Source organism: Streptomyces sp. NBC_01481 (genome assembly GCF_026339995.1).
GTDB lineage: Bacteria > Actinomycetota > Actinomycetes > Streptomycetales > Streptomycetaceae > Streptomyces.
In genome coordinates this window covers 885,433-906,904 of record NZ_JAPEPT010000001.1, presented here as the reverse complement: position 1 = coordinate 906,904, position 21,472 = coordinate 885,433, and the positions used below count along the sequence as shown (strand labels likewise).

18 protein-coding genes and 1 pseudogene are annotated in these 21,472 nt (G+C 69.5%); 6 read left to right on the top strand and 13 right to left on the bottom strand.

What is annotated here, in order from left to right:
- Window positions 1-90 precede the first annotated feature (90 nt).
- Both OOK40_RS04200 and OOK40_RS04195 read left to right on the top strand, forming a co-directional pair.
- Window positions 91-1,026 (top strand): oxidoreductase, encoded by a 936-nt coding sequence (locus tag OOK40_RS04200; protein ID WP_266476576.1) that lies wholly within the window; start codon window positions 91-93, stop codon window positions 1,024-1,026.
- 386 nt (window positions 1,027-1,412) lie between these two features.
- Entirely contained in the window at window positions 1,413-2,573 is a 1,161-nt protein-coding gene (locus OOK40_RS04195; RefSeq protein WP_266478863.1) for an alkaline phosphatase PhoX, read from the top strand.
- Between the two features lie 10 nt (window positions 2,574-2,583).
- Here the strand turns inward: OOK40_RS04195 and OOK40_RS04190 are convergent, their stop codons facing one another.
- From OOK40_RS04190 to OOK40_RS04155, 8 genes and pseudogenes are all read right to left on the bottom strand, one after another.
- Complete coding sequence (locus tag OOK40_RS04190) at window positions 2,584-3,576, bottom strand: helix-turn-helix transcriptional regulator (RefSeq protein ID WP_266476575.1); 993 nt, start codon at window positions 3,574-3,576, stop codon at window positions 2,584-2,586.
- A gap of 513 nt (window positions 3,577-4,089) precedes the next feature.
- Window positions 4,090-6,798 (bottom strand): pyruvate, phosphate dikinase, encoded by a 2,709-nt coding sequence (ppdK, locus tag OOK40_RS04185; protein ID WP_266476574.1) that lies wholly within the window; start codon window positions 6,796-6,798, stop codon window positions 4,090-4,092.
- A gap of 395 nt (window positions 6,799-7,193) precedes the next feature.
- Complete coding sequence (locus OOK40_RS04180; RefSeq protein WP_266476573.1) at window positions 7,194-7,868, bottom strand: HAD family phosphatase; 675 nt, start codon at window positions 7,866-7,868, stop codon at window positions 7,194-7,196.
- The gene (locus tag OOK40_RS04175; RefSeq protein WP_266478860.1) at window positions 7,865-8,176 is read right to left on the bottom strand and encodes a TOBE domain-containing protein; all 312 of its coding nucleotides are present in this window, start codon (window positions 8,174-8,176) and stop codon (window positions 7,865-7,867) included. Before OOK40_RS04175 ends, OOK40_RS04180 begins: the two co-directional genes overlap by 4 nt.
- A 306-nt stretch (window positions 8,177-8,482) precedes the next feature.
- A pseudogene (locus tag OOK40_RS04170) lies at window positions 8,483-8,943 on the bottom strand (ATP-binding cassette domain-containing protein); the annotation flags it as partial.
- Between the two features lie 2 nt (window positions 8,944-8,945).
- Entirely contained in the window at window positions 8,946-9,842 is an 897-nt protein-coding gene (locus OOK40_RS04165; protein ID WP_266476572.1) for an ABC transporter permease, read from the bottom strand.
- Entirely contained in the window at window positions 9,830-10,726 is an 897-nt protein-coding gene (locus OOK40_RS04160; RefSeq protein ID WP_266476571.1) for an ABC transporter permease subunit, read from the bottom strand. Before OOK40_RS04160 ends, OOK40_RS04165 begins: the two co-directional genes overlap by 13 nt.
- Complete coding sequence (locus OOK40_RS04155; RefSeq protein WP_266476570.1) at window positions 10,726-11,871, bottom strand: ABC transporter substrate-binding protein; 1,146 nt, start codon at window positions 11,869-11,871, stop codon at window positions 10,726-10,728. The genes OOK40_RS04160 and OOK40_RS04155 overlap by 1 nt, the downstream gene beginning before the upstream one ends.
- A gap of 255 nt (window positions 11,872-12,126) precedes the next feature.
- On the opposite strand from OOK40_RS04155, the gene OOK40_RS04150 reads away from it, so the two are divergent.
- The gene (locus tag OOK40_RS04150) at window positions 12,127-12,891 is read left to right on the top strand and encodes a GntR family transcriptional regulator (protein ID WP_266476569.1); all 765 of its coding nucleotides are present in this window, start codon (window positions 12,127-12,129) and stop codon (window positions 12,889-12,891) included.
- Window positions 12,892-13,009: 118 nt separating this feature from the next.
- On the opposite strand, the gene dusB is transcribed toward OOK40_RS04150, so the two are convergent.
- Entirely contained in the window at window positions 13,010-14,158 is a 1,149-nt protein-coding gene (dusB, locus tag OOK40_RS04145) for a tRNA dihydrouridine synthase DusB (protein WP_266476567.1), read from the bottom strand.
- A 52-nt stretch (window positions 14,159-14,210) separates the two neighbouring features.
- Here dusB and OOK40_RS04140 point away from each other — a divergent pair, with 52 nt between their 5' ends.
- A complete protein-coding gene (locus OOK40_RS04140; RefSeq protein WP_266476565.1) occupies window positions 14,211-15,638 on the top strand; it encodes an MFS transporter in 1,428 nt (475 codons plus the stop codon).
- Here the strand turns inward: OOK40_RS04140 and OOK40_RS04135 are convergent.
- Complete coding sequence (locus OOK40_RS04135; RefSeq protein ID WP_266476564.1) at window positions 15,611-16,462, bottom strand: helix-turn-helix transcriptional regulator; 852 nt, start codon at window positions 16,460-16,462, stop codon at window positions 15,611-15,613. The two genes, OOK40_RS04140 and OOK40_RS04135, sit on opposite strands and share 28 nt — an antisense overlap.
- Window positions 16,463-16,563: 101 nt before the next feature.
- On the opposite strand from OOK40_RS04135, the gene OOK40_RS04130 reads away from it, so the two are divergent.
- Window positions 16,564-18,003, top strand: a complete 1,440-nt coding sequence (locus OOK40_RS04130; RefSeq protein ID WP_266476563.1) for an MFS transporter — start codon at window positions 16,564-16,566, stop codon at window positions 18,001-18,003.
- 61 nt (window positions 18,004-18,064) lie between these two features.
- Here OOK40_RS04130 and OOK40_RS04125 read toward each other — a convergent pair whose 3' ends face one another.
- The 3 genes from OOK40_RS04125 to OOK40_RS04115 all read right to left on the bottom strand — a co-directional run bounded on the left by OOK40_RS04125 (window position 18,065) and on the right by OOK40_RS04115 (window position 20,284).
- Entirely contained in the window at window positions 18,065-18,268 is a 204-nt protein-coding gene (locus tag OOK40_RS04125; RefSeq protein ID WP_266476561.1) for a DUF6243 family protein, read from the bottom strand.
- 219 nt (window positions 18,269-18,487) lie between these two features.
- Window positions 18,488-18,691 (bottom strand): hypothetical protein, encoded by a 204-nt coding sequence (locus tag OOK40_RS04120; RefSeq protein ID WP_266476560.1) that lies wholly within the window; start codon window positions 18,689-18,691, stop codon window positions 18,488-18,490.
- Between the two features lie 210 nt (window positions 18,692-18,901).
- On the bottom strand, window positions 18,902-20,284 hold the full coding sequence (locus OOK40_RS04115) for a glycine--tRNA ligase (RefSeq protein WP_266476559.1): 1,383 nt from the start codon (window positions 20,282-20,284) through the stop codon (window positions 18,902-18,904).
- A 198-nt stretch (window positions 20,285-20,482) separates the two neighbouring features.
- On the opposite strand from OOK40_RS04115, the gene OOK40_RS04110 reads away from it, so the two are divergent.
- Entirely contained in the window at window positions 20,483-21,457 is a 975-nt protein-coding gene (locus OOK40_RS04110; protein WP_266476557.1) for a metal ABC transporter substrate-binding protein, read from the top strand.
- Window positions 21,458-21,472 lie beyond the last annotated feature (15 nt).

Here is a 21,472-nt window from a genome sequence, read left to right as displayed (position 1 = left end):
CCGGATCAGATCTGGGCGCCGACTGTGGCTCCCGGGCCCGTTCGTTCATAGGCTGAACTCAACCCAGTTTCCCTATTGAGGAGTTCAGCCATGTCGGGCTGGAACGCGAGCGACATACCGGACCAGGACGGGCGCACCGCCGTCGTCACCGGGGCCAACAGCGGCATCGGACTCATCACGGCACGGGAGCTGGCCCGCCGCGGCGCGCGGGTGATTCTCGCCTGCCGCAGCGAGGCACGCGGCAAGGAGGCCGAGGCCCACATCGCGGGCCGGGTGCCGGGCGCGAAGGTGGAGTTCAGCCCGCTGGACCTGGCGGACCTCTCCTCGGTACGGGAGTTCGCGGCCCGCTACCCGTACGACAGCCTCGATCTGCTCATCAACAACGCGGGCGTGATGGCCCTTCCGTACGGGAAGACGGCCGACGGCTTCGAGAGGCAGTTCGGCGTCAACCACCTCGGGCACTTCGCGCTGACCGGACTGCTGCTGCCGAAGCTGCAGAAGGCGCAGGGTGCGCGGGTGGTGAGCGTGTCCAGCTTCATGCACGCCATGGCAGGCCTCGACATGGGCGATCTCAACAGCGAGCGCCGCTACAGCCCCTGGACCGCCTACTCCCGCACCAAGACGGCGAACCTGCTCTTCGTGCACGAGCTGGCCCGCCGACTCGCGGCGGCGGGCTCCGAGATCGTCGCTGCCGCCGCCCACCCCGGCTACTCGAACACCAACCTGCAGACCGCCGGGGCGCGGATGGAGGGCAAGAAGGCGAAGGAGCAGTTCATGGCGGTCGGCAACCGGATCTTCGCGCAGTCCGCCGAGTCGGGCGCGCTGCCGACGCTGTACGCGGCCACCGCGCCGGGTGTACGGCCCGACTCCTTCACCGGGCCGCGGCTGCTCGGCTGGCGCGGTGCGCCCGCGCCTTCGTGGCGGATCAAGTGGTCGAAGAACGACGCGACGGGTGAGCGGCTGTGGGTCGCCTCCGAGCAGCTCACCGGTGTGACGTACGAGGGCCTCGCGTCCCTCACGTCCTGAGTCCGCGCCCGGCGGCGCAGCCGGGCGATCACGGCCAGGGCTCGGGGGTGTCTTTTGGATCAGGCCGGATCAGTGAGCGGCCCGCCGCGGAGCGGCTGATGTCACTGTGGTGCGTGCGATCGCAGGCCGGAGGACGGGGGTCCCCCCGCCGAAGGCAGGGGGAGAGCCGACGCGGAGCGTCGGCGACTGACGACAACGCGGCGAGAGCGCGTACCAGGGCAGGCGAGCCCGGCAAGATCCGAAAGACACCCCCGAGGTGAGTGGACCGCTCTACGTCACCACGTGTTGACGTGCTGTCAATTCAGGACTCCTAGGTTCCGGTAGCGCGCTACCCCGGGTCGTCGACCGATGTCCCGGGGCGGTCACCACCCTCACCTGGAGTGACAGTGGAACGTCGCAATTTCCTGCGCGGAGCGGTCATCGGCACGTCCGCCGCCGCCTTCGGCGGCACGCTGATGCGGGGTGCCGCCTACGCGGCTCCCGCCCAGCCGGGCCCCGGCCCCTACGGAGCCATCCGCGCGGCGGACGCCAACGGCATCCAGCTGCCCAGCGGATTCAGCAGCAGGGTCATCGCCCGGTCCGGCCAGCAGGTCGGCTCGACCTCGTACACCTGGCACAACGCCCCCGACGGCGGCGCCTGTTTCGCCGACGGTTCGGGCTGGATCTATGTCTCCAACTCGGAAATCAACCCCTCCGGCGGCGCGAGCGCGGTCAGGTTCTCCTCGGCCGGCGCGATCACCGGTGCGTACAGAATCCTCTCCAACACCCGCCAGAACTGCGCCGGCGGCAAGACGCCGTGGAACACGTGGCTCTCGTGCGAGGAGGTCAGCCTCGGATACGTCTACGAGACCGACCCGTACGGCGTGAACGCCGCAGTGCGCCGGTCCGCGATGGGCAGGTTCAAGCACGAGGCCGCCGCCGCCGACCCGGTGCGCGAGGTGATCTATCTGACCGAGGACGAGTCCAACGGCTGCCTGTACCGGTTCATCCCCACCACCTGGGGCAACCTCGCCTCCGGCACCCTCCAGGTGCTCGTCGCGGGCTCCGGCACCTCCGGCTCCTTCAGCTGGCAGAACGTGCCCGACCCGGACGGCTCGCCGACCACGACCCGCACCCAGGTCTCCGGCGCCAAGCACTTCAACGGCGGCGAGGGCTGCCACTACGCCAATGACACCGTCTGGTTCACCACCAAGGGCGACAACCGGGTCTGGCAGCTCAACCTCGCGAGCAGCACCTACGAGCTGGCCTACGACGACTCGCTGGTGGTCGGCGGCGGCGCCCCGCTGACCGGCGTGGACAACGTCACCGGCTCGTCCTCCGGCGATCTCTTCGTTGCCGAGGACGGCGGCAACTTGGAGATCTGCATCATCACGCCCGACGACGTGGTGGCGGTGTTCCTGCGGGTCAACGGCCAGTCCTCGTCGGAGATCACCGGACCGGCCTTCTCCCCCGACGGCACGCGGCTGTACTTCTCCAGCCAGCGCGGTACGAGCGGCTCCTCGTCGGGCGGCATCACGTACGAGGTGACGGGCCCCTTCCGGGCCTAGTGTCTCTCCGCTAGCCCGCGGCCTCCGCTGTGGCGCCGCCCCTCAGCAGGGCGGCGCCCAGCGGGGTGACCGTGTGCAGGACGGCATTGCCGTGGCGCAGGGTCACCACCAGGCCGGCCTGGCGCAGGACCGCCGCGTGCTGGCTGGCGGAGGCGAGCGACACCCCTGCCCTGCGGGCGAGTTCACTGGTCGTACAGCCGTAGCGGATCGCCTGCAGGACGACCGAGCGGGTGTGGCCGACGAGCTTGCCGAGCGAGGGGTCGCCCGACTCGCCGAAGGCCGGAGCGCAGCTGTGTGCGGCGGGGTAGACGAGCACCGGCGGGAGCCCGGTGTCCCGGTAGACCACCGGGGTGCCGCGGCAGAAGAACGACGGCTGGAGCAGCAACCCCCTCCCGTCCAGATGCAGTTCGCGCTCCGCGGGATAGTCGGCCTCCAGGACCGGCGCCCGCCAGCGCAGCACCGGTGGCAGTGAGGCGAGCAGTTCTCCGGCGCCTCCGTCCAGCAGCGCGCGGCCGCGCACCGCGCGGTCCGCCTCGACCGTCGCCTGGATGTGCGGCCAGTACGGTTCGATGGCGGCCCGGTGGTAGGTGCGCAGCGCGCCGACGAGACCGGCCAGCGCCTCGGGTCTGCCCTCGGCGAGTGCGGAGAGCCGGCCCGGCAGCACTGGCGTGGTGGCCCGTCCCGCGGCCGCCAGGGCGAGTTCGGAGTGCAGCCGGGCGGGCGGGGTGGCCCGCAGGGCTTCCAGGCCCGCCTCCAGCCCGCAGGCGCCCTCGGGGGGTGTCAGAAAGTCGGGGAAATAGCCCCGCGGCGGAACCAGCGCGGCCAGCAGGCGTGTTTCACCACTGAGCCGGACCCGGGTTTCCGCACGCCATTCGCCGAACATCAGCGCGCGCCGGCGCTCCCTCAATCGATGAAAGCTGAGAATCGTTTCCCACAGAACATCCGGTCTGGCCGCCATCCGAACTCTGGCTAGGTCATCCCCAGTGAAATGGATACGCAGCACTGAACCCCCACCTGTTGCATCCGCAATCGCCCCCACCACTGAGTATGCATGCAATCACAGGACGTTACCACGGTGTTTCAGCCACAGTTGAAACGCCTCGCGAGGGGTGGGTGCCAACCGAAAGGCTGTACGACGTCGGGCAGGAAATCTTCTGTCTCCGATGGACGCAGCGAAGACCGTGGGGGGCTTTGCGCGTCCGGCGGCGGGCGACAGAGGGTTGCGGCTCCCTGTCCGGCACGGGTAATGGGGCGCGGCTTGTGGATGGGGATCCACAGGCCGCGCTCCGCCCGTTGTTTGCGCAGTAAATGGCAAAAATTCGATTCGTGGTAACGGTCCGGAATTCAACATGGACTTTCCGGCAAGCGTGAAATAAGCGGAAGAGGCGGACGCCCCGCACAGGCGCCCGCCTCTTCCGCTTCTGTGTTCCGGAGCCGCCACCGGGTCGGTGAGGGTGAGGGTTACCGATCTCCCGGGGACCGAGGCCCCCGGCAGACCGGTGACGGCTCCGGCGTCCTATCGGGAGTCGCTGCCCTTCGACTCGGCCGCCGCGCGGCCGGCCTCCAGGCGCGCCACCGGGATCCGGAAGGGCGAGCAGGACACGTAGTCCAGGCCCACCTCGTGGAAGAAGTGCACCGACTCCGGATCGCCGCCGTGCTCACCGCACACGCCCAGCTTCAGGTCGGGGCGGGTGGCGCGACCGGCCTCGACGGCGCTGCGTACGAGCGAGCCGACACCGTCCCTGTCGATCGTCTCGAACGGGGAGACGCCGAAGATGCCCTTCTCCAGGTACGCGGTGAAGAAGCTCGCCTCGACGTCGTCACGGGAGAAGCCCCACACCGTCTGGGTGAGGTCGTTGGTGCCGAAGGAGAAGAACTGTGCGGCCTCGGCGATCTGACCGGCGGTCAGCGCGGCGCGCGGCAGCTCGATCATCGTGCCGATGGTCAGCTTGAGATTCGTGCCGGTGGCAGCCTGCACCTCGGCGATGACCAGGTCGGCTTCCTCGCGGACGATCTCCAGCTCCTGGACGGTGCCCACGAGCGGGATCATGATCTCCGCGCGCGGGTCGCCCTTGGCGTTCTTGCGCTCGGCCGCGGCCTCGGCGATCGCCCGCACCTGCATGGCGAACAGACCGGGGATGACCAGACCGAGGCGTACACCGCGCAGACCCAGCATCGGGTTCTGCTCGTGCAGCTTGTGCACGGCCTGCAGCAGCCGCAGGTCGTTCTCGTTGGCGTCCTTGCGGGACTCGGCGAGGGCGACGCGTACCGACAGCTCGGTGATGTCCGGCAGGAACTCGTGCAGCGGCGGGTCCAGCAGCCGCACGGTGACGGGCAGTCCGTCCATCGCCTCGAAGAGCTCGACGAAGTCCTTCTTCTGCAGCGGCAGCAGGGCACCCAGCGCCTGCTCGCGCTCGTCGTCGGTGTCGGCGAGGATCAGGCGCTCGACCATCTCGCGGCGCTCGCCGAGGAACATGTGCTCGGTGCGGCACAGGCCGATGCCCTGCGCGCCGAAGCGCCGTGCTCGCAGCGCGTCCTCGGCGTTGTCGGCGTTGGCCCGTACGCGAAGACGGCGCACCCGGTCCGCGTAGGCCATGATCCGGTGCACGGCGGCGACCAGCTCGTCGGCGTCGTCGGCGCCCGCGTGCATCCGGCCCTCGAAGTACTCGACGACCGGGGAGGGCACGACCGGCACCTCACCGAGGTAGACCTTGCCTGTGGAGCCGTCGATGGAGACGACGTCGCCCTCCTCGACGAGGGTGCCGTTCACCGTCATCCTGCGGCGCTTGGTGTCGACCTCAAGGTCCTCGGCGCCGCAGACACAGGTCTTGCCCATGCCGCGTGCGACGACGGCGGCGTGCGAGGTCTTGCCACCACGGCTGGTCAGAATGCCCTCGGCGGCGATCATTCCGTCGAGGTCGTCGGGGTTGGTCTCGCGGCGGATCAGGATGACCTTCTCGCCGGAGCGCGACCACTTGACCGCGGTGTACGAGTCGAAGACGGCCTTGCCGACGGCCGCGCCCGGGGAGGCGGCGATACCGCGGCCGAGCAGGTCCGCCTTCGCGTCCTCGTCGAAGCGCGGGAACATCAGCTGGGCGAGCTGGGCGCCGTTGACGCGCTGCAGCGCCTCGGCCTCGTCGATCAGGCCCTGGTCCACCAGCTGGGTGGCGATACGGAAGGCCGCGCCGGCGGTCCGCTTGCCGACCCGGGTCTGCAGCATCCACAGCTGGCCGCGCTCGATGGTGAACTCGATGTCGCACAGGTCCTTGTAGTGCGTTTCGAGGGTCTCCATGATCTGCATCAGCTGGTCGTACGACTTCTTGTCGATCGTCTCCAGCTCGGCGAGCGGCACGGTGTTGCGGATACCCGCGACGACGTCCTCGCCCTGCGCGTTCTGCAGGTAGTCGCCGTAGACGCCCTGGTGGCCGCTGGCGGGGTCACGGGTGAAGGCGACGCCGGTGCCCGAGTCGGGGCCGAGGTTGCCGAAGACCATGGAGCAGATGTTGACGGCCGTGCCGAGGTCGCCGGGGATGCGCTCCTGGCGGCGGTAGAGCTTGGCGCGGTCGGTGTTCCAGGACTCGAAGACCGAGCGGATCGCGAGGTCCATCTGCTCGCGCGGGTCCTGCGGGAAGTCCCGGCCGGCCTCGCGGGCGACGGTCTTCTTGAACTGCTTGACCAGCTTCTTGAGGTCGGCGGCGTCGAGGTCGGTGTCGACGGTGACCTTCTTGGCGGTCTTGGCCTCGTCGAGCGCGTCCTCGAAGAGCTCGCCGTCGACGCCGAGGACGGTCTTGCCGAACATCTGGATCAGGCGGCGGTAGGAGTCCCAGGCGAAGCGCTCGTCACCGGACTGCTTGGCGAGCCCGACCACCGACGCGTCGGAGAGGCCGATGTTGAGGACGGTGTCCATCATGCCCGGCATGGAGAACTTCGCGCCCGAGCGTACGGATACGAGAAGAGGGTTGTCGGCCTGGCCGAGCTTCTTGCCCATCGACTGCTCGAGGGCGTCGAGATGGGCGCTCACCTCGTCGCGCAGCGCCGAGGGCTCCTGGCCGCTCTCGAGGTAGACCTTGCACGCCTCGGTGGTGATCGTGAAGCCCGGAGGGACGGGCAACCCGAGGTTGGTCATCTCGGCGAGGTTCGCGCCCTTGCCGCCAAGCAGGTCCTTGAGGTCCCTGTTCCCCTCGGTGAAGTCGTAGACGAACTTCTGATCTTTGTTTTCCGACACGGGTCTCGACTCCTCGAGGACTCGGTGGCTGCCCTGACGGCGAGGAACATACCCAGATCGAAGGCGTCTGGGTACGTCCACTTGCCCGTCATGCGGCTGTAACCACACGTCCGCCACCAGATCGAAAGTAACTGGCGAGTAGAAAACCTTTCACCCTCCGAAGAGGGCTTGACTCAAAGCAGACCTTCGCCGCTCTAATGAGCAGCCAATGTCGCTATTGAGTTCAAGACTTGAACGCCCGAAGGGTGGCACTCCGTGCCACCCTTCGGGAGGTGGATCCATTCCGAATCGCTCATCTGAGCGTACCCCTTATCAGGGGTGGCGAGAATCACGCGGCCGAAGAGCCTTCCGTCCCATCATCCGGACCCCTGTCCCGGGCCGCAACACACCGGCTCTCAGGACGAAACACACCGGCTGAGCAGGGCAAGATCCACGTCCTCCAGGCTCTCGGCGAAGACCCGGCCCCGGGACGCGGGTACCGGCAGCAACGACGGCACCACCAGCACCGGGCATCCCGCGGCCTGCGCGGACGCACTTCCGTCCGGAGAGTCCTCCACCGCCACACAGGCCCCTGGAGCAGCACCGAAGCGCTCGGCGGCCGCCCGGTACGGATCGGGATGCGGCTTGGTCCGTACGGTGTCGTCGGCCGAGATCGTGAAGGAGAAGGGCACATCGGCCAGCGCGCCCGCAACCACCGAGTCGACGACGATCCGGGGCGACGCGCTCACCAGAGCGAAGGGCACCCGACGCTGCTCCAGTTCGGCGAGCAACCGCCGTACGCCGGGCCGCAGCGGGGCCCCGCCCTCCACCCGCCCGTGGAAACCGGCGGTCAGCGCCGCCGCCACCTCGGTGGCACTCAGGGCCATCCGGTCCGGGTCATCCGCTCCCGCGACCCGTATCAGATGAGCGGCCGTGTCCTCCACGGCCCGGCCGACGACCTCCGGAGCGTCCGCGTCCGTCAGCCGGTGGCCGAGCGAGGCGGCGACCTCCTCGGTCGCCTCCCACCACAGCACCTCGGTGTCGACGAGCGTGCCGTCCATGTCGAAGAGGACGGCGGCAGGCAGGTTCACCTCGCCGCCGGGACGACGAGGACGGGCCGCTGCGCCAGACCGACTGCCGCGCGTACGCCGGGAGTCAGCGCGCCCGCGTCCCGCGAGGGCAGATCGGCCTTGACCGAGCTGCCGTCCGGCAGATCGAGCAGCACCCTGGTGACCGAGCCGAGGAAGGACGCCGAGACGACGGTGGCCTCGCCCTGCGGGTCGGCCGCGACGGTGATGTTCTCGGGTCGTACGAGCACCTCGACCTCGGTCGTCCGCGGTGCGTCCCCGTCCACGGGCAGCCTGCTGCCCGCCGCCTCGACGAGTCCGTCGTCCGTCATCCGGCCGGGCAGCCGGTTCATGGTCCCGACGAACTCGGCGACGAACGCGGTCGCGGGCCGCTCGTACAACTCGGCGGGGGCCGCGCACTGCTCGAGCTTCCCGGCGTTCAGGACGGCGACCCTGTCCGCCATGGACAGGGCCTCCTCCTGGTCGTGCGTCACGAAGATCGTGGTGATGCCCAGGGAAAGCTGCAGGCGCCGGATCTCCTCGCGCAGGCTCAGGCGCACCTTGGCGTCCAGCGCGGACAGCGGCTCGTCCAGCAGCAGCACGCGCGGCTGCAGCGCCAGGGCGCGGGCCAGGGCGACGCGCTGCTGCTGGCCGCCGGACATCTGGTGGGGGTAGCGGTCGCCGTGCTCGGGCAGGCCGACGAGGGCGAGGAGTTCGGCGGCGCGGGCGTTGCGCCTGGCCGCGGGCACCTTGCGTACGCGCAGGCCGAAGGCGACGTTGTCGCGGGCGCTCAGGTTGGGGAAGAGGCTGTACGACTGGAAGACCATGCCCGCGTCCCGGCGGTTGGCCGGGACCCATTGTAGTCGACAGGACCTCTTCGCGTCGAGTTGTTCGAAGCCACGACGACGCAGGCGGTGGTCTTTCCGCAGCCCGAGGGGCCGAGCAGGGCGATCAGTTCGCCCGGCTCGACGGTCAGGTCGAGCCCGTCGAGGGCGACGGTGGAGCCGAAGGCCCGGCGCAGTCCGCGGAATTCGACCCGGGCGCCGGCGGTGGCGGACCCTTCGGCCCGTTCCGCGACGGCTGTTGCTGTTTCCGGCATGGCTAGTCCTTGCTGGTGGAGGGGGCGGCGGCTGCGGCGTTCGCGGTCCGGGTGCCGTTCCCCGCGCGGGAGAGGAGCAGCAGCAGCGCCCAGGTGATCAGAAGACTGAGGATGGAGACGGCCACCGACATCCGTGCCTGTGCGCCGGAAACGGTGACGATCCACACCGCGAAGGGCTGGAAGCCCAGCAGCGCGGCCACCGTGAACTCGCCGAGAACCAGGGCCAGCGTGAGGAAGGCGGCTCCGGCGAGCGAGGTGCGCAGATTGGGCAGGATGACCCGCAGGATGACGTGGAGCCAGCTCGCCCCGCAGTTGCGGGCCGCCTCGACCAGCGTCGGCACGTCGATCGCGCGCAGCCCCGCGTCGAGGGAGCGGAAGACGAACGGCAGCGCCAGCACCGTGTACGCGAGGACGAGGACGAGCGGGAAGTTCTCGTCCTGGACCGCGATGAACGTCTGGTAGAGCGGGGTGCGGGACAGATGGTCCGGGCCCCAGCGCAGGACCGTGCTGATTCCGGTGACCAGCGCGATCGGCGGCACCACCAGCGGCAGCATGCACACCACTTCGACGACGGGCCGCAGCCGGGGCGCTCCCAGCCGTACGGCGACCAGCGCGGGCACCGCCAGCACCAGGACGAGCGCGATGGTGGCGGCGGCGAGTCCGAGCGAGAGCAGCAGACTGTCGGTGAAGCCATCGGCGGAGAGGATCCCGGTGTACGCCTGGAGTGAGAAGCCCTGGCCGGGGGTGTGCACGGTGAAGACGAAGGACGCGACCAGCGGCACCAGGAAGTAGAGCCCGGCGAGGCCGAGTACGAGTCCGCGCCAGACGCGCGGCCTGCGGCTCCGCTTCCGTACCGCGAGTGCGGGCAGGGTCTCGGCGGTGGGCGTCATCGCAGCCATCGGGCGCTCCGTCGCTGGAGGGGAAGGTAGACCGCCATGACGAGACCGGCGATCACGATCATGTCGAGGCTGAGGGCGAGTGCCACGTTCTCCTGGCCGACCAGCACATTGCCGGACAGCGCGTCCGCGATCTTGAGGGTGACCAGCGGTACGGAGCCGCCGACCAGAGCCGCGGCGGTGGCGTGCGCGGCGAAAGCGCTGCCGAAGAGCAGGACGAATCCGCCCAGCAATGAGGGCGCGAGAACGGGCAGTCCCACCAGCCGCCAGAACTGCCGTCCGGTGGCCCCGGTGTTCTGCGCGGCCTCGCGCCACTGGGGACGCAGTCCGTCCAGCGCCGGGGTGATCACGAGCACCATCAGCGGGGTCAGGAAGTAGAGATAGACGACGGAGAGCCCGGTGAAGGAGTAGAGGTTCCAGCCGAGGCTCTCCAGGTCCGCGAGCTGGGTGACCACACCGGAGATGCCCGCGGTCGCGATGAACGCGAACGCGAGGGGCACACCGCCGAAGTTGGCCAGTACCCCGGAGGCGGTGAGGGCGGCGCTGCGCAGCCACTGCCTGCGGGAGGTGACGATGGCCTGCGCGATGAACACGCCCGCGACCGATCCGATGACCGCGGTGAGCGCGGAGAGCTGGACGCTGCCGATGAGCGAGCCGAGATAGGGGCCCTGCAGTGAGCGCTGGAGATGCTCACCGGTCACTGAAGTGGCACCGGTGGCCTGGTCGGTGCGCGTGACCGCACCCTGCAGCAGGGCGGCGACGGGCAGACCGAAGCACACGCCCGTGAAGAGGAGCAGCGGGAGCGTCGCGAGCCAGGTGCGCGGCCCGCGCCGCCGGCGGCGGATTCCGCCGGCGGGCCCGCTGGGGGACGAGGAGGGTACGGGCATCAGGAGAGGGCCTTGTCCCAGTTCTCGGCGAGGGTGGCCTTGGCCTTGTCGAGCTCGGCGGAGGCGGGGAACTTCGGGGTGCCCTCGACCTTGGGGAGCTTGGCGACGAAGCCCTTGTCCGCGGTGCCGTCGGCGGTCATGCCGGGCAGCAGTACGGGACGGGCGTAGCCCTTCAGCCAGAGGTTCTGGCCCTCGGTGCTGTAGAGGAACTCCATCCACAGGCGCGCGGCGGCGGGGTTGGGGGCCTGCTTGTTGATGGCCTGCGAGTAGTACTGCGCGTAGACGCCGTCGCTCGGGATGGAGACCTTCCAGTCGACGCCCTTGCCGCGGAACTGGTCGGCGTAACCGGCGTTCAGGTAGTCCCAGTCGATACTGATCGGGGTCTCGCCCTTCTCGACCGTGGCCGGGGTGGACTCGACGGGGATGAAGTTGCCGCTCTTGCGCAGCTTCGCGAAGAAGTCGATGCCGGGCTGGATGTCGGCGAACGAGCCCTTGTTGGCGAGCGCGGCCGCGTACACGCCGCCGAAGGCGGAGCCGGACTTGGTCGGGTTGCCGTTCAGCGCGACCTTGCCCTTGTACTCGGGCTTGAGCAGATCGGCGAAGGTCGACGGGCAGTTCTTGATCCGCTTGGCGTCGCAGCCGATGGAGACGTAGCCGCCGTAGTCGTTGTACCAGCGGGCTTCCGGGTCCTTCTGGTCGCCGGGGATCTTGTCGAAGGCCTCGACCTTGTACGGGGCGAACAGGCCCTCGGCCGCGCCGCTGCGGGCGAAGGCGATGCCCAGGTCGAGGACGTCGGGGGCGCGCTTCTGGCCCTTGCGGGCCTTGACCGCGGCGATCTCGTCGGCGCTGGAGGCGTCCGGGTTCTCGCTGTTGACCTTGATCTTGTACTTGGCCTCGAAGGCCTTGATCAGTTCGCCGTAGTTCGCCCAGTCCGCGGGAATGGCGATGACATTGAGCCTGCCCTCCTTCTCGGCGGCTGCGACGAGCGCCTTCATTCCGCCGAAGTCGGCGGCCGAGGCACTGGCGTTGGCCCCCACCTTGCCGCCCGCGGCGGCGCCGTCGGGTGCGGCGCCACAGGCGGTGAGGGTGGTGAGCGCGGCGGCGCCGAGCAGTGCGGCAGCGCTGAGGCCAAAGCGTCTGAACACGGTCTCTCCCAGAGACGAGGTGAATGGCACTTGTCTGAACAAGCTGGATTCAGTTCGCCCGGAGCAGCTGTCCGGATCATGAACGGGGCATGGCCGTGGTGGATCGTCTTACGGAAGACCAACTCCGCCCCCTGACCGGTCAGGGCCGGGATAACGGGAAGGACGACAGTCGCACTCCGGCGCGGTTAGGGTGGGCGGGTGAGGGGAACACAGCGCAATCGACTGCGCACAGTTCGGGGCACGGAGGGCGTTCGCGTGGGCACGGCGCGTTATCTGGAAATCGCTGAGGCGCTGCGGCGGTCGATTCTCGGCGGCGAGTACCCGGTCGGGGCGCAGCTCCCCTCCGAGAGCGACCTCGCCGACCGCTGGTCCGCCTCCCGCGGAACGGTGCGGCAGGCGGTCGCCGTGCTGGCGTCCGAGGGCCTGATCGGCTCCCGGCAGGGTGCGCGCAGAATCGTGCTGCGCCACGAACGCCGCCACAGCTTCGCGGAGTTGAACAGCTTCGCGCAGTGGGCACAGGGCATGGGCTACGAAGCGGCCGGCCGCATCCTGACCCGCACCCGGCGCCCGGCCACCCCGACGGAGGCATCCCGCCTCTCCGTACCCGCCGGGTCCCCGATCCTGTACGTGCTGCGACTGCGGCTGCTCGACGGCGAACCGGCGATGCTGGAGCGCACGGCCTTCGCGGAGTGGGTGGCGCCGGCGGTGGAGGAACTGCCCGAGGACTGCGTCTCGATCATGAACAGCATCGCCGAACAGCACGGCATAGTCGCCCACTACGGCGAGCACCTGATCGACGCGGTGGCGGCAGGCAGCGTGGACGCCCGGATGCTCCGGGTCCGCCGGGGCAGCCCGCTGCTGCGCCAGCGCCATCTGACGTGCACGGCGACGGGGCGGCCGATCGAGTGGACGGACGACCGCTATGTGGCGGGCAGCGTGACGTTCAGCGTGAGCAACTCCTCGGACACGGCGCCGCTTTCACGCCACGCGGGCGACCTCTCCAGCCCGGCCGAGGCTTGATTTCAGCCCGTCCGGCGTTTGAGGACACGCGCGAAGCGCGTTCAGGGGTCCAGGGGGCGAAGCCCCTTGGTTACGGGAAAGGGCGGGGTGGGGAAGCAGCCCCGCGCAGCGGCGCCCCTCAACCGCCGGACGTGTCCAACTCGGCCTCCGCGCTGATCCCGGCGCAGTCGTACGGGTCCTTCAGCCACCCGTCCGGCAGGACAACCCGGTTGTTCCCCGACGTACGGCCGCGAGGCCCGTCCGCCCCCACCGGCCACGCCTGGTCCAGGTCCAGCTCACCCAGCAGCTCGTCCAGCTCGCCCAGCGACGACGTGATCGCCAGCTTCTTGCGCATCTCGGAGCCCACCGCGAAGCCCTTCAGATACCAGGCCACGTGCTTACGGAAGTCGATCACCCCGCGCGCCTCGTCGCCGATCCACTCCCCCAGCAGCTCCGCATGCCGCCGCATGACGACCGCGACCTCCTTCAGCGTCGGCGTCGCGTACGTTCCCGTACCCTCGAACGCCGCCACCAGGTCCCCGAACAGCCACGGCCGCCCCAGGCACCCGCGTCCCACGACCACCCCGTCGCAGCCGGTCTCGCGCACCATCCGCAGCGCGTCGTCCGCCGACCAGATGTCGCCGTTGCCGAGGACGGGGATCTCCGGGACGTGCTCCTTCAGCCGGGCGATCGCGTCCCAGTCCGCCGTACCGCCGTAGTGCTGCGCCGCCGTGCGCCCGTGCAGCGCGATGGCCGTCACGCCTTCGTCGACGGCGATCCGGCCCGCGTCCAGGAAGGTGAGGTGATCGTCGTCGATCCCCTTGCGCATCTTCATGGTCACGGGAAGCGCACCGGCGTTGGACACGGCCTCGTTCAGGATCGCCCGCAGCAGCGGCCGCTTGTACGGAAGCGCCGAGCCGCCGCCCTTGCGGGTCACCTTCGGGACCGGGCAGCCGAAGTTCAGGTCGATGTGGTCGGCCAGATCCTCGTCCACGATCATGCGGACCGCCTTGCCTACGGTCACCGGATCCACTCCGTACAGCTGGATCGACCGCGGCGTCTCGGTCTCGTCGAAGTGGATGAGCTGCATCGTCTTCTCATTGCGCTCGACCAGCGCCCGCGTCGTGATCATCTCGCTGACGAACAGCCCCTTGCCACCGGAAAACTCGCGGCACAGCGTGCGGAAGGGCGCGTTGGTGATGCCCGCCATCGGCGCGAGCACCACCGGGGGCTGTACGGCGTGCGGGCCGATTGTGAGCATCGAGGGGGAGGGGGCAAGCGTGGTCATTCGTCCATTGTCGCGTACGACGGGACTCGTTAGTTAGCCGTACTATCCGCATATGTCCGAGCTCACACACCGACGGCGCCTGCTCGTGCTGGCGATCTGCTGTATGAGCCTGCTGATCGTCAGCATCGACAACACCATCCTCAATATTGCGCTGCCCTCCATCCGTCAGGAGCTGGGCGCCTCCGTCGCCGGAATGCAGTGGACGATCGACGCGTACACCCTGGTCCTCGCCTCACTGCTGATCCTCTCCGGCTCGACCGCCGACCGGATCGGCCGCCGCCGAGTCTTCAAGGCCGGGCTGGTCCTGTTCACACTCGGCTCGCTGCTCTGCTCCCTCGCCCCGAACCTTCCCGCGCTGGTGGCCTTCCGTATGGTCCAGGCCGTCGGCGGCTCCATGCTCAATCCGGTCGCGATGTCGATCATCACCAACACCTTCACCGACCCGCGCGAGCGCGCCCGCGCCATCGGGGTGTGGGGCGGCGTCGTCGGCATCTCGATGGCCGCGGGACCGCTGGTCGGCGGAGTGCTCGTGGACACCGTCGGCTGGCGCTCGGTCTTCTGGGTCAATCTGCCCGTCGGCCTCGCCGCGCTGCTGCTGACCTGGCGTTACGTTCCGGAGTCCCGCGCCCCGAAACCGCGCCGCCCCGACCCCGTTGGGCAACTCCTGGTCATCGCGCTGCTCGGCTCGCTCACGTACGCGATCATCGAGACGGACCTCGTCTTCGCCGCGGTCGCCGCCCTCGCGCTCACAGGACTGCTGCTGTGGGAGCCAAGACGACGTGAGCCCCTGATCGATCTGCGCTTCTTCCGCAGCGCGCCGTTCAGTGGGGCCACCGTGATAGCGGTGTGCGCCTTCGCCTCGCTCGGCGGTTTCCTCTTCGTCAACACCCTCTATCTGCAGGACATCCGCGGCCTGTCCGCCCTGCACGCCGGTCTGTACATGCTGCCGATGGCGGCGCTGACCTTCGTCTGCGCTCCCCTGTCGGGACGGCTCGTCGGCAGCCGGGGGCCGCGCCTCCCGCTGCTGATCGCGGGCACGGCGATGGCCGCGAGCGGGGTGCTCTTCGCCGCCTTCAGGGCCGAGACGTCGGATCCCCTGCTGTTCACCGGGTACGTCCTGTTCGGCCTCGGCTTCGGCTTCGTGAACGCGCCGATCACCAACACCGCCGTCTCCGGCATGCCGCGCGCCCAGGCCGGCGTCGCCGCGGCCGTGGCCTCCACGAGCCGCCAGATCGGCCAGACCCTCGGCGTCGCGGTCATCGGGGCGGTCCTCGCGGCCGGGGTCGCCTCCACCTCGTACGCGCAGGGCTTTGTCGCGGCGAGCCGCCCCGCCTGGTGGGTCATCACCGGGTGCGGGCTGTGCGTCCTCGCGGTCGGCGGGCTGACGAGCGGCGCCTGGGCGCAGGGAACCGCGCGGCGCACGGCGGAACGTCTGGACGAGCAGAGGGGGGCTCAGACCTCGGCGAGCGCCAGCGCCTGAAGCTTCTCCAGCCGCTCGCGGCTCTCGGCGTCCAGGGGTACGTAGGTGATCAGCCGGGGACCGGCGCTCGGCCCCAGCCACAGGTCCTGGTGCTCCAGGTGCAGCAGCCCGACATGGGCGTTGCGGATGAGTTTGTTCCTGCCGCCGGGGCCGACCACCTCGTGCCGCGCCCACACCTCGCGGAACTCCGCGGACTTCTCCAGGCGCGCCAGCAGCGACTTCCAGGCGGGCTCGGCGAGATGCCCGGCCATCGACGCGCGGAACTTGGCGGCCATCATCCCCTTGGCATCGCTGAGTTCGGCGACCGAGGCCCGCCAGTCGTCGTTGGTGAAGGCCAGGATCATGCAGTTGCGGTCCTCGGGCGGCAGCGCGTCGAGGTCGCACAGCAGCCGTCCGTACGTGCGGTTGTAGGCGAGGATGTCGTACCGGCTGTTCTGGACGCAGGCCGGGAGCGGCTCCAGTTGCTCAAGCATCTTCCGCAGGGACGGAGTCACGGTCGGGCACGGTGTGCCGGGCGCCGGATCGGCCGCGCCCGCGAGGGCGAAGAGGTGGGTGCGTTCGCTCGCGTCGAGGAGCAGGGCCCGGGCGATGGCGTCGAGCACCTGCGGGGAGACCTGGATGTCCCTGGCCTGCTCCAGCCAGGTGTACCAGGTGACGCCGACCGCGGAGAGCTGGGCGACCTCCTCCCGGCGCAGACCGGGGGTGCGCCGGCGGCGGCCGTGCGGCAGACCGACCTGCTCGGGGGCGATGCGCTCGCGACGGCTGCGCAGAAAGCCCGCGAGCTCGTGCCGTCGTACGTCGGTCTCCTGCGCCATCGTGGTCATACTCCCAGGGTGCCGAAGGGCTCAGCCCATTGCCAGGTACTACTTGTACCAGGATAAAGAGACTCTGGTACCAGGCTGGGCGGACGAGGATCGTCGAGGCCGTGAGTGAGACCCGTGTCCTTCCCCCAACCCCCGTCCGCGCCACCGGCACCTCGAACGAACCGGCCCTCGGCCCGCTCGGCCTGTGCACCCTGCTGCTCGGCGCGGCACTTCCGCTGATCGACTTCTTCATCGTCAATGTCGCCCTGCCCACCATCGACCACGATCTCGCCGCGGGCCCCGCACTGCTCGAGCTGGTGATCGCCGGTTACGGGCTCTCGTACGCCGTGCTGCTCGTCCTCGGTGGACGCCTCGGGGACATGTTCGGCCGCCGCCGGCTCTTCCTGGTGGGCATGGCCGCCTTCGGACTGACCTCACTGGCCTGCGGTCTCGCCCCGGACGCCTGGACGCTGGTGGGCGCGAGGGTGGCGCAGGGCGCCGCGGCCGCGCTGATGCTGCCGCAGGTGCTCGCCACCATCCAGTCGGCGACGGCCGGACCGCGCAGGGCCCGGGCGATGAGCCTGTACGGAGCGACCGCGGGCCTTTCGATGGTCGCCGGGCAGATCCTGGGCGGCGTGCTCGTCGCGGCCGACATCGCGGGCAGCGGCTGGCGTGCGGTCTTCCTGGTGAACGTGCCGGTGGTGCTGATCGGCCTGGTGCTCGCCGCCCGCTCGATCCCCGATACGCGCTCCGCGCAGCCCGCGCCCGTCGACGTGGCCGGCACGCTGTTGCTGACCGTTGCCCTGCTGACGCTGCTGGCGCCGCTGACCGAGGGGCGTGCGGCGGGCTGGCCGCTGTGGACGTGGGCGGCGCTGGCGGTGTTCCCGCTCGCCGCGGTCGCCTTCTACCGGGTGGAGCGGCACGCCGACCGGCAGGGGCGCACGCCACTGGTGCCGCCGAGCCTGTTCGGGCTGCTCTCGCTGCGGCGCGGTCTCGCGCTGGTGCTGCCGTTCTCGATCGGCTTCGGCGGCTTCATGTTCGTGATCGCGGTGGCGCTGCAGCAGGGCCTCGGGATGGGGGCGATCGCCTCCGGCCTGGCGCTGGTGCCGATGGCGGTGGCCTTCTTCGGGGCGTCGCTGGCCGGTCCGCGGCTGGTCGTGCGGTACGGGACCCGGATCGTGACGGCGGGCTCGGTGATCCAGGCTGCGGGCATCGCGATCCTGGTACTGACCGTCCGGCGCGACTGGCCGGACCTTGGCTTCCTGGACCTGATGCCGGGCGTCGCACTGGCCGGGTTCGGCCAGGGGCTCCAACTGCCGGTGATTTTCCGGCTTGTGCTCTCCGACATACCGGCGGAGCGGGCCGGAGTGGGCAGCGGGGTGATGGTGACGACGCAGCAGTCGGCCCTGGCACTGGGCGTGGCCACCCTGGGCTCGCTTTTCCTGTCGCTGGCCGGCTCGGGCGGGATGCGTCAGGCGCTGACCGTCACACTGCTGGTGCAGCTGGGGATGATCGCGCTGACGGCGCTGCTGAGCCTGCGGCTGCCGCGCACGGTGAGCTGACGGAGGCCGTACACGCCCGTGGGCCCGGACCGCGTCACGCGGTCCGGCCCCACGGCTGTGATCAGGCCTGCTCGTCCTGCGGCGCCTCCGCGTCGCCGCTGCTGCCCTGGGCGCGCTCACGCATCTTGCGCACCAGCTCCTGCTTCTGTTCGGCGGACGTCTTGCGGTCGGCGTTGCGCGCCGGACCGTTGCCCTGCTGGTCGGCCCGGGACAGCTTCTTTCGCTGTCCGCCGACGCCGAGGAGGTTGTTACGGCTCTTGGCCATGGGGGTCTCCCATTGGTGGTGAGAAGTGACTGGGGAATCGTCAGACGGGGGCGGGGGCGGCCCGCCGCCCTCTCACTCGTAGATCGGGAGATACGCATACATGCAGGCGACGGTACCGCGCCGGGAGAGGTGGGGCACACAAATTCCGGCGTGACAGCTGCCATGGAGGGTGTCGCGGATCCGGTGCTGCGGGACATGACCGCCGGACCGCCCGCGGTCTCAGGCGCTCGGGTCGACCGTCGCCTGGTGCGCCTCGGCGAGGTGTTCCTCGGCCTTGAGCCAGGGCAGGAACTGCGCCCCCTTGCGCCAGCCGCAGGTGTCGCACGTCAGCGTGCGCTGCATGCCCGACTTCGCTACGTGCACGACGTGTTCGCGGCCGTGCTGATCCCATCTGCTGACCTTGCTTGTGGTCATGGACGGCATCGGTCCTCCTGGTGACGATTGCGCCCAGTGTGCAGCACGAACAACATCAACAGCGGATTCTTCCCGCTCTGTTGCCCAGGCTTCACCGCTTGCTCAGGCGCCGCCCTCTACGTGGCGGAGAACCGCCGGAGCCCCCGGCGTCAGCGACACCGGGGGCTCCTCGACGACCGCGCAGTGCGTACTGCGCAGTGCCTACTGGGTACTTGGGGATCAGCAGCCGAGCAGACGGCTGCCCAGGTACTGCTGGATCTGGTCCAGGGAGACGCGCTCCTGCTGCATGGTGTCGCGCTCGCGCACGGTCACCGCGTTGTCGTCGAGGGTGTCGAAGTCGACGGTGACGCAGAACGGCGTACCGATCTCGTCCTGGCGGCGGTAGCGGCGGCCGATGGCGCCCGCGTCGTCGAACTCGATGTTCCAGTGCTTGCGCAGGTCGGCCGCGAGGCCCTTCGCCTTCGGGGACAGCTGCGGGTTGCGGGACAGCGGCAGCACGGCGACCTTGACGGGCGCGAGGCGCGGGTCGAGGCGCATCACGGCGCGCTTCTCCATGACGCCCTTGGCGTTGGGCGCCTCGTCCTCGTTGTACGCGTCGAGGAGGAAGGCGAGCATGGAGCGGCCGACACCGGCGGCGGGCTCGATGACGTACGGGGTGTAGCGCTCGCCGGCTTCCTGGTCGAAGTACGACAGGTCGTGGCCCGACGCCTTGGAGTGCGCGGAGAGGTCGTAGTCGGTGCGGTTGGCGACGCCCTCGAGCTCGCCCCACTCGCTGCCGCCGAACTGGAAGCGGTACTCGATGTCGGCGGTGCGCTTGGAGTAGTGGGAGAGCTTCTCGGCCGGGTGCTCGTACCAGCGCATGTTCTCCTCACGGAGACCAAGGCCCGTGTACCAGTTCCAGCGCTGCTCCATCCAGTATTCCTGCCACTTCTCGTCCTCGCCCGGCTTGACGAAGAACTCCATCTCCATCTGCTCGAACTCGCGGGTGCGGAAGATGAAGTTGCCGGGCGTGATCTCGTTGCGGAAGGACTTGCCCATCTGGGCAATGCCGAACGGCGGCTTCCTGCGCGAAGTCTGCTGCACCTGCGCGAAGTTGGTGAAGATGCCCTGCGCGGTCTCGGGGCGCAGATAGGCGACTGAGCCGGAGTCCTGGGTCGGGCCGAGGTGCGTGGCGAGCAGGCCGGAGAACTGCTTGGGCTCGGTGAAGGTGCCCTTGTTGCCGCAGTTGGGGCAGTTGAGGTCGGTGAGGCCGTTCGCGGGGGCGTGGCCGTGCTTCTCCTCGTACGCCTCCTCCAGGTGGTCCGCGCGGAACCGCTTGTGACAGGAGGTGCACTCGGTGAGCGGGTCGGTAAAGGTGGCGACGTGGCCGGAGGCCTCCCAGACCTCGGTGGCCAGGATCACCGACGAGTCGATACCGACGACGTCCTCGCGCGAGGTGACCATGTAGCGCCACCACTGGCGCTTGAGGTTCTCCTTCAGCTCGACACCCAGCGGCCCGTAGTCCCAGGCGGCACGCTGACCGCCGTAGATCTCGCTGCTCGGGTAGACAAAGCCACGGCGCTTGCTCAGGTTGACGATGGTGTCGATCTTGTCGGCGGCCACGGTGCTCTCTTCATTACGACGACGACGGGAATTAACAGGTGCGGCGCGAAGCGCCTCGGTGAGGGGTGGTGGTCGGGAGACGGGGGCGAATGCTTCAGGTTACCGGCGGCCGCACCCCCCGGATCAAATCGGTTCGGGGTAGGGGGAGCTCAGGGGCTTTGTTGACAATCGTTTCCAAGTTTGTTGAAAATGACTGTCATGAACGTACGCCGCCTCATACCCGCCACCGCCGCCGCCGGAGCCGTCACCCTCGGCCTCGTGACCCTCTCCGCCTGCTCCACCTCCGACGCCGCAGACGCCAAGAGCGGCGACGGCAAGCTCAAGGTGGTGGCGTCGTTCTACCCCATGCAGTACCTGGCCGAGCAGATCGGCGGTGACCACGTCGCCGTCTCCAGCCTCACCAAGCCCGGCGTCGAGCCGCACGACCTGGAGCTGAAGCCCCGCCAGACCGCCGAGCTCAACGAAGCGGGCTACATCCTCTACCTCAAGGGCGTCCAGCCCGCCGTCGACAAGGCCATCGCCCAGTCCGAGGCGAAGAACAAGGTCGACGCCGCCACCCTCACCAAGCTGGAGCACCACGGCACCGAGGGCGGCCACAGCCACGAGGGCGAGGAGGCCGGCCACGACGAGCACGAGGGCGAGGGCGAGGCGGGCGCCGACCCGCACATCTGGCTCGACCCGGTGAAGTACGCCGAGGTCGCCAAGGGCGTCGGAAAGTCCCTGGAGAAGGCCGACCCGGACCACGCCGCGGACTACAAGAAGAACACCGACGCGCTGATCACCAAGCTGAACGGGCTGAACACCGCGTACCAGCAGGGCCTGAAGACCACCGCCACCAAGACCTTCATCACCACCCACTCCGCCTTCGGCTACCTCGCCGAGCGGTACGGCCTGGACCAGGAGGGCATCGCCGGCCTCGACCCCGAGTCCGAGCCCAGCCCCGCCCGTATCAAGGAGCTCCAGACCATCGCGAAGAAGGACAAGGTCACCACGGTCTTCTTCGAGACGCTCGCCAGCGACAAGACCGCCAAGACCCTGGCCGAGGACACCGGTCTGAAGACGGACGTCCTCGACCCCCTCGAGGGAATTACGGACAAGTCCAAGGGCGATGATTATCTGCAGGTCATGGAGTCCAACCTGGCCGCGCTGCAAAAGGCGCTCGGCGCGAAGTGAAGTCTGTTGTGGAGG